The organism is Roseburia rectibacter (assembly GCF_014287515.2).
In the GTDB taxonomy this organism is placed as follows: domain Bacteria; phylum Bacillota; class Clostridia; order Lachnospirales; family Lachnospiraceae; genus Roseburia; species Roseburia rectibacter.
This window is the reverse complement of the sequence record NZ_CP092473.1, coordinates 1,210,708-1,225,815: the sequence shown is the minus strand read 5'-3', so window position 1 is coordinate 1,225,815 and position 15,108 is coordinate 1,210,708. Positions and strand designations below refer to the sequence as shown.

Here is a 15,108-nt window from a genome sequence, read left to right as displayed (position 1 = left end):
TTATATTCTCCCTTCCACTATTGTAGCCCTAACAAGAGTCTTGATTGCTTCTGCAACTACGCTTCCATCATCATACGTAATACCATTCAGATTATAAGTATCTCCTCTGAATCTGCTTAATGATGCATCGAGCTTATCAATCGCAGATACAACATCGCCCATATCTTCATTTTGAAATTTCGCCTTACGTGTTACTTCTATCTGACTTCCTAATGACATAGCCTGTTCATAACTGAATAAGGCATTCAAATCTGAAACACTTTTTGTCACATCCGATAAATCTACAACAGGTCGAATTGTTGGTTCAGCATCTATTCCACTGTTTAATACATCTACAATTTTTCCAATTGCATTCTGCGAACCGTTAACAGCAGCTTTAGCAACATTTTGTCCTGCATATTCTGCTTTATCCGTATAATCAGCAAGTGCATTTATAAAACCTTTACCTGCAAAATCGCCAATTCCATAAAATACTTTTGATGGTGAGTTAATATCCAACTCTCTCCTTGCTGACACAACTGCTGCCGAAGCCATAAGTCTAGCTTGAGCAGCCACCTTGTATGTATTGGCGCTGATTCCGTTGACAAATCCATCAACTAAGTATGCTCCAGCAAGACTGAAACTAGCATAGAATGTTCTGATTGTATCCACCGCTGACTGTGCGACCATTCTAAATTCGGCATTCGAATCCGGATGCTTTACTTCCACCCCAATTATGAAATCGGTAATCATTTGACTTCCTGTATTAATAATCTGATCTTTTGCATCACTAAAAGCTGTTACAAAACTGGTTAATCCATTTTTAGCGATTTTTGATAATGACTTTCCAAATGTAGTCAGACCCTTGCATCCATCAGCTGAAATATCATTGGACAGGATAATCAATGACCTTATTGCCTTATTGATCTCCAGGATCTTATCAGTATTAATTTCGGATATGGAAATAGAATAGCTTGCTAAACATGATCCAAACCATGACAAATCATCTCCAAATGTGGCAAAATCTGCTATTTTACTAAAGAAACCTTCTGTCTCCGGTAAGCTATTGGCTAAGTCAGATAACGCTTTTCCTGTAACGACAGCTTTGTTGATATTTTCAGGATTTACACCTTCTACGGAATTTGAGAAGTTCGTTAAAGATGTTCCAAATGATTCAAGTTGTGTACCAAAAACATCAGTTGTATTGTCGCCTATAACTTTAGCTATAGCGCCTCCAGTATTTGGTATTGCATTTGCCATATTTGCAACCGCTTTTCCTGCAACAACAGCTTTATTCACATTTTCAGGATTTACACCTTCTACGGAATTTGAGAAGTTCGTTAAAGATGTTCCAAATGCTTCAAGTTGTATACCAAAAACATCAGTTGTATTGTCGCCTATAACTTTAGCTATAGCACCTCCAGTATTTGGTATTGCGTTCGCCATGTCTGCTAATGCTTTTCCGGCTTCTGCGGCTTTATTCACATTTTCAGGCTTTACACCTTCTACGGAATTTGAGAAGTTCGTTAAAGATGTTCCAAATGCTTCAAGTTGTATACCAAAAACATCAGTTGTATTGTCGCCTATAACTTTAGCTATAGCACCTCCAGTATTTGGTATTGCGTTCGCCATGTCTGCTAATGCTTTTCCGGCTTCTGCGGCTTTATTCACATTTTCAGGCTTTACACCTTCTACGGAATTTGAGAAGTTCGTTAAAGATGTTCCAAATGATTCAAGTTGTATACCAAACATATCCATGGAATTTGTTCCAAACCCAAGGAATGATGTAATACCAGATAACAATTCGTTTGCTGTCAGAATCAAGATAGTATCTGCAAGTGCTTTTACACCGGTCATGGCTGACGTGTCTGCATTGGATAATCCATCAAAGAACGGTTGAGCTTTTTCCATGAACCCAGCAAGATTCTCCCCTATCTCTGGTAATCCTGATGTAGCACCTACAGCAAACCCATTAACAATGTTACCAAAGAAAGATCCCAGTCCATAGCCGATTTTCTCCAGGATATCTATTCCTTTATTAAGAAATTTCTCCATTCCAGGGAAATACTCATCTAAGGCACCTATAGCTATCATCAAACTGCCAACTGCTGCGATCAATGCTACAAGTGCTTCAATGCCTACAAATGCTCCGGTCCCTGTAACACCAACTTTACTTAAAATCAGACAAGCAGCTGATAATGCTAATAACATAATTGATAATGAAGCTGCAATCTCTAATGTCGGACCGACATTCATTTTTGCAAGCACTCCGATAATCACTGCTAACCCAGCAGTAACTAATGTCATTACTCCCAACGTAACATATGCTTTAGGCGACACTGTACCGCATTTGCTTATGATGATCATAGCTGATGATAAAGACAGCAATAAAAGAGACAACCCAACAGCTGAACCAAGTACTGAATCGACCGGTAACTGCGCTAATAATGCAATCATACCGCCTAATATGGTAATTGCCCCGGTAATGATCAATAATGTACTTGTCGCTTTTTTCACAAAATGAGTAGAAGCAATAACTACAACAAACATTCCCATAACAACCGATATTGCAACTGTAGCAGCCACCAGATTTTCAGGTTTTATAAACGATAAACCTGCAAGAGCTACTGCTAATATACCGATTGTAATAGCGATCATCATTATTGTACTTTTACAATCTTTCGCCAACACTGTCACTGCTATTAAGCCAGCAAAAAGCGTCTCCAAAATTGCAATCGCTCCAAGAGCCTGTTTCATTCCCTCTGGTTTAACATGACTCAAAACAACAATTACACCAGTCAGAATAAGTAATGCTCCAGACATCATTAAAAGCATTGCTCCTGCCTGCGCTGCATTTTTCCCTGCAAATTTACTTGCAAGTATAACCGCAGAAAATACTAACATTATCTGTGATACTGCGTTCAATGATTTCTTAATATCCCCAGCATTCATATTCGCAAGCATTTTCATCGAACCAACAACTAATATCAGTGCTGCTGACATTGCAAGGATTCCAACTCCTGCCTGTGCGGCATTTTTACCAGCAAATTTACTTGCGACCATAACCCCTGCAAAGATTCCGAATATTACTGCTATTGTTTTGAGATTATCTTCTACTTTTGCAAAATCAAGATTTGCAATATCATCAAACACACCTATGAATAACTTTAAGGCTATAACAATCGCCAATATTGACACCGCAGAACCAAACTTAATATTTTTGCAGGCGATACTTAATATTGCCAATCCGGCTAACGCCCCGATCATAATCTTTATCGTTTGATTGATATTATCCATTTTCAGATCGTTTAAATCATTTAACACACCTACCATGATTTTCAACGATACTGCGATACCAATAAGAGTTAACGAACCTTTGGATAACTGAGGAGCAAATCTTCCCAGTAAACCTGCGGTTATTGCTAATCCACCAGCCAGTGCCGCAATTATTCCCAAATCCTTTAAAATGTGGTCGGATTTAATTTCGTCTACCCCTTTCAGGACTTCCACAAGAATCATTAATGACGCAGCCATCATTAACATACTTGTAGCTCCACTATTAGTTCCTGTTCCAACTCCAAGCTTATTATCAATAAGTGCCATAGCTGCCGTAAGAACTGCTAATGTTCCAGCAAGAACCAGAATCGCTTTTGCTGCTGTCAATAAATTTTCCGGATCTGCCTGTGATAATAAAAATAGAGAGCCTGCAAGTATTGCAATAGAAATTGCGATATTTCTGATAGCCTGTGTCTTTTTAATAAGAATATCAGCCTTGATAGACTCTGAAAGGGTATCAAAAACTCCACTGATACTTTTAAAAACACTGCTAACACTGTCAAACATACCCGCAAAAGACTCAAACGGTTTGGATATATTTTCAAGAGCAGTTCCAATCTGCTTCGTAACCTTTATGAGTCCGACACCCATGACAATTGTAAAAATTCCACCAATGTGATCTGAAATATACTGTTTGATCGAATCTACAACACCAAAAATCTTTGCTTTAAAGCTATCAGCTGTTCCAGCAATTTCATCAAGCTGGCTTTTTACATCTGCCTTAAATTCATCGAAAGCTGTTTTTAAATTTCCTAATACGCCATCAAAATTGAAAAAATATCCAAGTACATTTTGTCGGAAATCTTTAAAAATATCATCAATGTTGTCTAATGATATATGATCTAAAGATTTTACACGCGCTATGAACTCGTCTATTACAACTAATCCATTTTTAAAGTACGTGTTTACATCCGAAAATGTCTCTGAAAAAGCATTTTGAAATCTTTCAATATTTCTTTGAACAATCGGGATTTCCAGAAATTTGTTGATCCATTTTTGCAGTTCGGTGTAACCAGTTTGCAGGGCGCTTGTAGCTTTATTGATTCCGCGTTCAGCGATTGAAAAATCCATTTTAGAAAGTACGTTTTTTACTTCCTCCAGATTTTCTTTCACAACAGGTAATTCTGTAAACTGTTGAACCCATTTCTGAATTTCAGTGCATCCTTTCTTAAAAGCCGTTCCACATTCTTTAATTGCGTTATTAACCAGCTTATTATCCAAAAGAAAATCATGAAATTCTGTAAGTAAATCACCAATCGTAGCTGTAACATCTAAAATGTCCAAATCGAATGCATTCAATACGATTGATGCTCCTTTGAATGCCAGTTTAAATCCGCCACCGACTATTGTTGTGCCTATATCCAGAATCGCAAATAATCCCTTAAAAGTCCTGGTCAGTTTATCTGCTGTATCATCGCTCACTTTGAGTTTTTCTGTAAAGGAATTAACTGCTTTGAGAAGATTGTATAGTCGTTGTGATTTTTTCTCGATAATGTCATCATCAGACATACCTTTATAAAACACATCGTTCCATGCTTTTTTCATCGCTGACAAAGATGAGACAACACTGTCAATCACATTCGAAACTGATCCCCATACTAACTCTGCTCCGGTTGGACGATCAATGTTATCGATCAGATCGTTGATAGATGACCCAGCCTTATTTGCTTCTTTTTGCAAATCACGAAGTGCAGTTATCTGTTCTTCTGTATATCCTGCATTTTTCAACTGCTCATCTGACAGATTTGCTAATCCGTCTGCATTTTTCAACTGTTCATTGGTCAATGATGACATATGCCGGACACTGCTTCCAAGTTTTTCATTTACAAGATTTTGTACAGTTGCATAATCATATCCGGCTTCAGTTAATGCTTTTATTCTTGCTTCGCCTGTACCGAATTTTCCATTTATAACAGCATCTACCACTTCTCCATACTTTTCCATTTGAGATGCCATGGATGCAGTAGATTTAGTAGCATCTGTCAGATTCCCAACAAGGCTTTTTATTGCACCTTTTAGAATATCTCTTTTCAACAAACCGTGACTAAATGCAGTGCTTAAAGCCTTTTCAAACGAACCGGTCTGCTCAATCATCATATCTAAATCTACGTTATGATTTTTAGCCAGTTCTTTCACTTTATTTTGAAATACTTCAGTCTCTATTCCAGCCTTACTCAATTTCTCTGATAAAGTATCAAAACCAGATCCAAATGATCTGCTTAAAATAGAGTTACGTTTATCAGATGAATTATTAATCAATTCACTGAATCTGTCAGATAAACCAGTTAATCTCTCTTTTGCTTCTTCAAAGTCGCCAACGATTGTTTCCCAGCTCTGCGTCCATCCGGACTGTGCTGCCTCTTTTAATGTATCAAACAGCTGTGTAAACGTCTTGACCTTTGTTGCTGCATCATTTGCAGTTTTTCCCATTTCGAGAATTGACTTAATCTGTTCATCTGCATATCCCATTGTACGCAATTGATCTTCATTCAAATCGCCTGTAAATTTTGATAATGTTTCGGTCAGGACATCCGATGTAAGCCATCCTTTTTGTAAAGTTTCACGAAATGAACCTTCATCCTTGATCATCTGATCAATAGCTACACCATGAACACGTGCAGTCTCTTTAAGCGCATCCTGAAATACCTGACCACCCATTCCAGCGTTTACTACTGAGTTCCAATCCATCAGTTTTACCGTACCCGCTGCCAATGCCTGTGAAAGCTGGTACATTGCAGTGCTTGCCTGTTGAGATGTTGAACCGGATACTGCCGCCAAGTTTGCGATACCCTTAATAGCAGCCACTGATGTATCAAGATCAACACCTGCTGCTGTGAAAGTACCGATATTTCTGGTCATTTCCGTGAAATTATAAATTGTCATATCTGCATAATGGTTTAATTCATCCAATGCAGAATTGACCTGATCCAGTGTTGTTCCTTTACTTGATGTGTTTGCAAGTATTGTCTGAACAGCATTGATCTGTGTTTCATATTCTTCGAAACCAGATTTTATTGGATCTATTGTAAAAGCGGAAACCATTCTTTCTCCCGCCTGTATAGCCGAATTTGTAATGTTCTGAAGTGCAGTAATCGCCATAACTTCAAGTCCTGAAAAATGAATTTTTACAGACTCAATAGCGTTTGACATAGGTGTCAGATTACACTTCTGTGCTTCGGAATTAATATTTTCCAAGCCTTTTGCAGCCCCTTCAAGATTGAGGCTTTTCTTTAATTTTTCGATTGTAGACATGCTGGTTTTAACATTCTGTTCAAACTTCTGATTGTCAAACCGCATTTCAACAACGCGTTCGTCGATTGTTGTACTCAAAGCTCAGTAACCTCCTTCCACGCATGGCTTGCAATTTGGTCAAAAATAGGCTGGATTGCAGGATTGATGTAATCTCGCCCCTGTACCCAGCCTCCATTACGAGTCGCATGACCATACTGTAAGATGATTGCTATTGGAACTCCATTTTGAATATTTTTGTTATAAAAACCGATTGATATAGACCCCTTTTTCTGCTCTATCTTGTAATACCAAGAATTTGCAGTTAATCCAGAGTCAACAGGAGTCGCAGACGCAAGGGCTGCTACACCTTCTCGACCATACTTATCAAGATCACCGATTTTAACTGTTTCCTTGGCTTTCTCTAAGAATTTAGTCAACTTTGAAAAATCGCCCTTTTGTCTAAACGTTATCATATACACGCTCCTTATAATTCAGTTACATAATCAAGCGCTATCCATCCTGCACCGGACTGTAATCGCCCCCAACCAGCAGCTGAACCAGAACCAGCTCGTTTTTCAACAATTGTAAATGTGCCAACACCGGTATACGCACCGGTTAATCCATAGTTTGTCCCCGGACCTTTTCGAATCCGAAGCTGCTTAGTCGAAACTTTTACTTTAAATGCTTTCTGTGTTGATTCTTCTTTTTCTGTTACATCCGATACAGCACTTCCTGATAATTGATCTGTAACCTGTTGTGCAAGTTTTCCTAATCTGGAATACAGCCAATCGCCCGGACATGCCTTATTTGCAAACCAGCGATGAACTGTTATCAGCATCTCGTCAGATTTTGGAGAATATTTCAATGCTTTTTCCTTATCAGGAATCCACAATAACTTTGTTTTTCCATTGCGCCGACAAATATCTACACACAAACCAACAAGCGAATTATAAACTTTATTGTTCATCTCGTACGGTGCTGTTTTATCTGAAGCACACTCGATCGTTACTGCACGGTTATCATTTGCTGAGTTCGATGAACACCAACTTCTATCTTTTTCATCTACGCAAAGAACAACTCGTCCATCAGTACCTATACCGTAATTGCAGCTCGCTTTTCTTGTTGGGCTTACGAAACAATTTCCAATGCTCTCTGCCGAAAGCTGTCCAACAACGCAATGTGGTGTAATTCTGTCAATGCTATGTTTTCTCGACTTGGTTTTGTTCGGACTGATTTTGGTGTAGCTTATTAATTTACTATTGCTCATCTTGTACCGTCACCCCTTTGAATTGAATCTTTTTTTATTCGCTGCGTTTATCGCCGCGTGTCTGCTATATATATCTCTTTTACTATGTTTCTTTGGTGGTCGATTCTTGAAATTACAGATTCTAATCAGCATGATTAAACGATTAAAATGCCATGTTTCATATTCAGGTGGAATACCTAAGGATAACATCCAATAATACACAAGTTCTGACGTGACCTGCTCCCGGTTATGTGGAGTATTTTTTTCTTCCGGAACTGTGGATGCTGTCATTGAAGCCCCCATGTATTCTTCAATTTCCTGAATATTTTTAGCTGTCAATCGATTATAAATTTCTGGATCAACATTTTCTGTAATTGTCATGCATCTTATGTAATCCACAAATTCAGCCAGTGTTTTATCACTCTTTGTAAGAAATGGCTTGTTCCACTTACTCTCCCATTTTGAAATTGCAAGTAATGAATGCTCTATCTGTAGTTTCTGTTCATCTGCATACACAAATACCTCATTCTTTTCATCCCAAAATTCAATGGGTGGTATTACAATTTCAAGCATAACTCACCCACCTCTTTTTAAATGGAAACGATCTTGTTTGCCGACGCTGTTTCTGCTGTCACGACAGTATCAGTATCACGCGGAACAATTCCTTTTACAAATTCAGACGCATAATCAGCATTTGTTGCCAGTTCCATGAATAAATCGCTGTATGCCTCGGTCTGAGAAAATGCTTCTGAAATTTCAGGAGATTTTCTAAAGTATTTTCCATCCGGCGTCTTTTCGCCATAAGCTTTAAGAACTAATTCTTTAAATGTCTTAATAATCGCTGGACCATCCTGTGCGTTTACAATGTTCTGTAACATTTCAGCTAATCCACCCGCGGTTCCCATTTCCATTTCCATGATTTCAGCCTTAGAGAGATTAAACCAAAAATCCTCGGTACGCCGCACACCATTGTAATCTGTATAAGTAATTGTCTTTTTTAACATAATCGTTATCTCCTTTCGTAAAAAAAAGAGTCGCCAGCCTGACTGAATACGACTCTTTTACTTGTTAACCAACTGCTTTCATAATTGAAATAATCTCGTCCGGTAACGGAAGTCTTGGCTCGACACCATCGTTAGTATCAGCACCTGTTGGATCTTTTCCATACAGAATCTCTTCCAGTGCTGCCATTTTCTTTGCATCGACTTTAGTTGATTTAAACACCAATGTGGCTGTCGGTTTTAACTTCGTCACTCCATCAACAACCGATGTAATATTAACCGGTGTTGTGGTAAAGTCCCAAGAAAGAGTAAGTGCCGCAGGGCTGTCATTTACAGACTCATAGCCTTTTTCTGATGGCGAAGCCATGCATCCATATACAAGATGAATCTCATATCCATGGTCATTTGAATCCACATCATTACCAATGATGGTGGTGTATGCGAGACCAAACATTTTTCTACTCTGCTGTCCTGCATAAACTCCCGGAGCCACTTCAACTGAACCGTCACATTCTGCAAACTCATCAGGCGCCATATAAGCTTCGATCGTTCCACCAAACTCTTCTGCCGAAATAAGGTTGAGATATTTGATATTATCGGCATAAAGTCCTGTAGCCTCTGCTCCAGACGGGCTCTCTGTAACTGCCGTAAGTCCGTTCCATGCAACACCTTTCGTATATACTCCTCCGGGCTGAATCGGATATAAAACACCTTTACTTACACCAGTTTCGTATAAACGCTCGCCTGTGTTATCCCAAACAAGTTTCTTTTTCATAAATGTTGTTCCTCCTTAATAAAATATTTCAAAGACATCATGATTAAGATTGTCTTTGGTGTAATGCCGGTTATACCGACAAGTTAGCAATGCTGATATATCATCAATCAGCCTGCTATCTGGATCACTGTCTATGACAGTTATAGAATACTTTTTTTCTGATAAATAAACCCCGTCATTTGCAAATGTATTCTTGATGTCATCAAGAGCATAAACAATGGCAGGGTACTTCATTCTTACAGAAGAAGGTGGCTGGAAATAAACTCTGCAATTATCCCCAGATGTAGGGCAGGACAATACCTCACATAAAAGATTATGTAACATCAGTCGCCGATTCATTGTACACACCTCCAACTGTTAATATCAGTCTCGGATACTGAACTTCAATATTTATAATTTTCCATTTAGCACCCATAAACTCGATATATCGCATCAAATGAAAGTTATCGCGAGCCCATGGATCGGCTACAATGCTGATTTCATTTGATATATTAAGATTATCATTAAGCGTATCAGATGATTGATATTGACGAGTGTTACGAATCAGATCGCCGTAGCATTCACGTCTTGTAATTCCATCCGACCACACGCCCGGTCGTATTTCCGAAGAAACCGCATAGCCGATTATTCCATGAAACTTCATTTTGATTTTTCTCCTTTACGATCAGCCTGCTGCATGATCACTTGTATCGCTCACACTGTTACTGGATGCTGTCACATCTTCTTCAATTGCAATAGCAGAGTACACTCTGTGAAGAGCACCAGAGACACGAGTTTCCAGAAGAGATTTTTCCTGGTTGAAATCAATGTCAAACTGTGTGAAATGGCTGATTTCTCCACCTTTGGTTGCCCCCAGTGCATAATCTTCAAGATTGCATACAATACCAAGCAATTTCTTTGTCTTACCATCCGAGGTTTTACGTTTCTTACCTGCAAACTGCTCTGCGGTATAGATTCCGGCAACGTTTAATGCTGACGCTAATTCCGCTACTGAATTGTACATACGACGTCCATTAAGATCCCTTGCTAAAAGCATGGTATTTAAAGATGCCGGCGTGCAATAATAATCTGGTGTTCCGCTTCCTTTGTAGTTTTCACGGGCATGAAGAACAGCCTCAATGAGTGCCTCTGCATAAATATAATTGGAACCAAAATTTAAGGAAGTATTACCACCCTGAAGTTCTTTCTTCGCCGCTGCTAAATCTAAGTCGGCATGAATTGTATAGAGATCATCGTCACTCCAGATTGGACGAACTTTATCCGGGGCAATCTTATCAGCATCACCATCTTCCCTACCATCGCCTAACATGATTGCAATTGCGAGCTCCTCGTCAAGCATCATACGATCGATATTGTATAAATAAGCAACATAATCAAAATCTGTAATATCAACAATATCATCCCGGTGAAGCGCGTTTTTGACATAGATTGTCTGTGGATCGGTAGTTCTACGAACCAGACTAAAATTGCCCGCATTCTTTTTCTCTTTTCCCTTCTGATATCCTTTAGCTTTAAGTCCATCGATATTACGGATATCTACCTGACTTGTTCTGATTCTTGAAATCGGACTCTTATGTACTTTAGAAAGTACTCTTGAAATCCATCCCTGATCATTGGTAATTAATTCCGGTGCTCCAGGTCTCACTTCCTGATAATCCGGGAATAATTTTCCAACTGTATTGGTATCAAATCCACCGGATGTTGCATCATGCTGAAGTGTATGTTCATTTGTGTATGCTGTAAGAGCATTCTGGAAAGTTCCGATATTGCTCATTTTAGCCATTGCCAAAATTTCCTGCTGATCGGAATGTGTTAAGGAGTCTTTCTCCTGCTGCTGGTCACCATCAAATACATTATGTTTCATACTGTTTGTTCCCCCTTTAGATTTATTGTTGTCGTTTTCATCTTTTTCTTCTGTCTTATCAGGTTCAGTTGGTGTTTCTAATGCCTGTCTGACCACGTCGTAAACCACATTTTTCTGTTCTTCCGAAAGTGTATCAAAGATTTCTTTCGCTGTTTTATCTGTCTGTTTTTCTGATGCTTCTTTTGATTCATCTTTTTCGGCAGTCTTTTTTTTGTCTTTTTCATCCTCATCATCGGAATGATAAAGCATTATGTTTTCATCATATCCAATAATAATGCCAGACTCTCCATCACCGTGTGCCATTACATCATCGATAAACGCACCTGGATTTGCTCCTGCAAGTACGAGACTTACTTCGCGAATGATTCCATGAATAACATCATGTCCGGTCTGTACTAATTTGTTTGCCATGATCGACAATGATCGAACATCGCCATGCTGTACAAGTTCTTTTGCAGTTTTTCCAGATTCAGTTTCGTTAAATTCGCAATAAGCATACACGCCGTCATCACGATTTTCCAGGTATGCATGTCCTAATACATTGGAAGCGGCACTGTGGTTATGATTCCATACTAACGGGACTTTTTCTCCATTCTGGCTTTTGAACGCATCTTTTTTAATGATTCGCCCATCAGCACATTCCAAGTCGTTTCTCGTGGCCCAGCCACCAAAATCATACTTCATTTTGATTTTTTCCTCCTGTTTCATTATTTTCATTATTGTAAGCTGCCGTTTGCTCAGATGCCCTTATGTTACTATTGTTAAGTACATCTGCTTTAGGATCATCTGACGGGGCAATACCAATAATTTGACGTATTTCGTTTGATGTTAAAATTTCGTTTCTTGTAAATTTGTCTGCAATCTCAGCAATATCATTAACCGGAACAAGCTTAAACGGATCGCGGAAATAAACGATTGACTTATGCTGTGTCCTTGCTGTTTCTGTTATGAACTTGCTTTTTAGTTCATCCACGATGGCTGAAATAAATGGTTCGATTGTCCGGTTATAGTAATTAAGCATCGTCTTTTCATCCGCGGAACCATCCAAAATTGCCTGCGTTATGCCAAGCTGGCTGTACAGCATGTTTGTCAAATATTCAATCTGTTTCATCAGATTATTTTCAACCGGACGATTAAGCTGTGTTATCTTTTCGGTTCCATCTATATATGCGATCCCATATGGTGAGCCAAATAACTGATTCTCTATACTGGCTTTACGTTGTTCCGCCTGACGTTGTCGGGCTTCCGTTTTTATGGTGTATGGTAATTGGATAATTAAATCTAATTTTCCTGAACAGCAACGTTCATCAACCGCATCCAAAAGATTCAGTTTATGAATTAATCGTTGCATTACACTGTTTGGTTCATTAATTACCGAATATAGTGGATTCTCAATGATTGCCACATCTTTTTTTGACATTATAATGGTTTGTTTCCGACCTTTTTTGTCATTGTATACTTCCGCTTTGATATGTTGCGGAAACCACTCCACAATCTTTCCAACACGCATAGAATCGATATCATATCCATTGGTAATATCTGGATCTATGTCGGTATCAACCGGTACAATCGCTATATATCCTTCATCCATTACTGATAAAACGACATCCTGTATAAATGCACGTGATGTCTGATCGATATTTGCACGCAACGTAAGACACTTATTTAATCCAGAGTCCATTACGTTTAAGAAACGTCCTTTATCATCTAATTTTACATGCTGAATTGTCACCGCGGCTACATCAAGCGCGATCCGATTATAAACAGCATTTACAATTGATCTATAATTTCCCCGAGTTGCATAAATACGGTATGGATGATATGAACACCCATATCCGTTATAGTTCGTCGGGTCTTTATTCATAAATGCATTCCAGCCATGCTGGAGTCTATCAATAAATCCCATTTCCAGTTCCTCCATGTTTTTATTCAAAAGCGTCACGATTTAATTTGTAAGCAATATAAGCATCCATCATAGCGGCTACTGCGTCTATTTTTTGATCGTATCGCTTTTTTAACAATTTACGATTACCATTTGTATCCTCCATAGTAATACAATTTCCCATAGCAAATGTCATAAGTTCTTCATCAAACAAAAGCATTCGTTCTTCAGATAATTTTTTCAGTTCGCCTAAAGGAACCGATTCTGTTTTTGTACCCTGAATAACTTTCTCTATTCCAAACGGTCCATTCTCGCTTTCCCATCTAGCAACAAATTCTTTAGAGTTGTATGGATCGTAACCAAAACACCGAATGTCATATTGGCACTCAACGATATGTTCATCTAAATCGTCATAAACATCCATCATGTCCAAAACAGTACCATCAAGTACTATAAGACTTCCTTCTTTCATAAATTGATCATATTTGTTTCTCATTGCTAATGGGAGTTTCATAAGAGTTGATGACGAGATGTAATCTCTTGTCTTTATACCGAATGCGCCATTTGATAATGGAAATAGAAATGTAAATGCACAAAAGTCATCGCCTTGCGATAAATCTACACCAAGGGAACACGGCATTTGCCAATATGTCCTCTTTTTTTCTGGAGGAAGTGTTTCTTCGTAAGTAAAGAAATATGTATACCCTTCCATTGGTAAACCAAAACGTTTTGCCAGAATATCGTTTCTTGCTGCCGGAGCTTTTTCGGCTCGCTCAACATCAAGTTGATATGTTTCATATTTTACTGTTTTTCCAATGTTTGGATTTGCTTTTAACCACATATCCGGATTGGAAACTTCATCAATGGAATCCAATTTATACCACCAGATGGATACATGCGGATTGAAATATTCTCCTTTCAATATATCCATCAATTCCATTTTGATTGTATCGCCTGCTCCATTACGAACAGTACCCTCAGAACTGATTGCCACAATCAAATAATCATCAACTTTGGAGGCGCCTTGTTCAATAGCTCCAATGACATCTTCCCGAATGTCGCCGGACAACCATTCATCGACTGTCGCCACTTTAAGTTGCAGACCCTGGAGCTTGTCAATTCTCATTGGGCGTATCTCCAATAAGGAACCTGTCATAAAATTCTCAATACCTCTTTTGGTCGATGCCAACTTTGTCCGGTTTGCTTTTGATCCGGATGTATTCATCAACGACCCTTCTGTAAGGAACTTATAAAAAGGTCCTCTTGCTCTGGTGATTGCTGTTCTAATTGGCGATAATACTTCCTCAGCTTGTTTCATTGTTGGTGCGGTCGTGATCTGATGAGTTGTTGTTACATCCACGTTTAAAAAGTAATTTTGCAAGCATGAGGCATACATAGACTTTGCAGCTCCTCTCGCAACAATCAAATACTGTTTGTTAACAAGACGAGTTTTTATCCATTTAGTGACATAATGCCCTCCGTGTCCATCCTCATAAGGTTCATATATACTCCGCTCAACAAAGTAATACCACCCAAAGATCTGTTCAGCCCAAACTTTGAATGAATCAAGCAGATTCAAATCAGATCCATCAGTTAAAGTTAGTTCGTTTTCGCAATAACTGATAAAACCTTCAACTGCTGCATCATCATAATAAATACCCGGATCGGCAATTAAACTGTCGATTCGCTGCATTTCCATTTCAACTTCTTTGCAAATTGGTATGTCGCCCCGAATTACGGCATCTCTAAACTTACCGTAGTATATCGGAACAGCAGTATTAGATAGTGCCATAA

10 protein-coding genes are annotated in these 15,108 nt (G+C 38.7%); all 10 read right to left on the bottom strand.

Annotated elements, in window-relative coordinates; genetic code table 11:
• The 10 genes from H8S51_RS05890 to H8S51_RS05845 all read right to left on the bottom strand — a co-directional run bounded on the left by H8S51_RS05890 (position 1) and on the right by H8S51_RS05845 (position 15,106).
• Complete coding sequence (locus tag H8S51_RS05890; RefSeq protein WP_207724005.1) at positions 1-6,645, bottom strand: tape measure protein; 6,645 nt, start codon at positions 6,643-6,645, stop codon at positions 1-3.
• Complete coding sequence (locus tag H8S51_RS05885) at positions 6,642-7,019, bottom strand: HK97 gp10 family phage protein (protein WP_186898999.1); 378 nt, start codon at positions 7,017-7,019, stop codon at positions 6,642-6,644. The genes H8S51_RS05890 and H8S51_RS05885 overlap by 4 nt, the downstream gene beginning before the upstream one ends.
• Positions 7,020-7,030: 11 nt before the next feature.
• Positions 7,031-7,813 carry a peptidoglycan recognition protein family protein gene (locus H8S51_RS05880; protein ID WP_186899000.1) on the bottom strand — a complete coding sequence of 261 codons (783 nt, stop codon included), beginning with the start codon at positions 7,811-7,813 and terminating at the stop codon, positions 7,031-7,033.
• A gap of 9 nt (positions 7,814-7,822) precedes the next feature.
• A complete protein-coding gene (locus tag H8S51_RS05875) occupies positions 7,823-8,365 on the bottom strand; it encodes a hypothetical protein (protein WP_186899001.1) in 543 nt (180 codons plus the stop codon).
• 17 nt (positions 8,366-8,382) lie between these two features.
• Entirely contained in the window at positions 8,383-8,796 is a 414-nt protein-coding gene (locus H8S51_RS05870; protein ID WP_186899002.1) for a hypothetical protein, read from the bottom strand.
• A 64-nt stretch (positions 8,797-8,860) separates the two neighbouring features.
• Positions 8,861-9,568: a hypothetical protein gene (locus H8S51_RS05865; RefSeq protein ID WP_186899003.1), complete on the bottom strand. Its 708-nt coding sequence runs from the start codon at positions 9,566-9,568 to the stop codon at positions 8,861-8,863.
• 313 nt (positions 9,569-9,881) lie between these two features.
• Positions 9,882-10,211: a DUF7253 family protein gene (locus H8S51_RS05860; RefSeq protein WP_186899005.1), complete on the bottom strand. Its 330-nt coding sequence runs from the start codon at positions 10,209-10,211 to the stop codon at positions 9,882-9,884.
• Positions 10,212-10,232: 21 nt separating this feature from the next.
• Positions 10,233-12,116, bottom strand: coding sequence for an HK97 family phage prohead protease (locus H8S51_RS05855; RefSeq protein ID WP_186899006.1), 1,884 nt, complete (start codon positions 12,114-12,116; stop codon positions 10,233-10,235).
• On the bottom strand, positions 12,106-13,338 hold the full coding sequence (locus H8S51_RS05850; protein WP_186899007.1) for a phage portal protein: 1,233 nt from the start codon (positions 13,336-13,338) through the stop codon (positions 12,106-12,108). The genes H8S51_RS05855 and H8S51_RS05850 overlap by 11 nt, the downstream gene beginning before the upstream one ends.
• 19 nt (positions 13,339-13,357) lie before the next feature.
• A complete protein-coding gene (locus H8S51_RS05845) occupies positions 13,358-15,106 on the bottom strand; it encodes a terminase TerL endonuclease subunit (RefSeq protein ID WP_186899008.1) in 1,749 nt (582 codons plus the stop codon).
• Between the last annotated feature and the right edge of the window lie 2 nt (positions 15,107-15,108).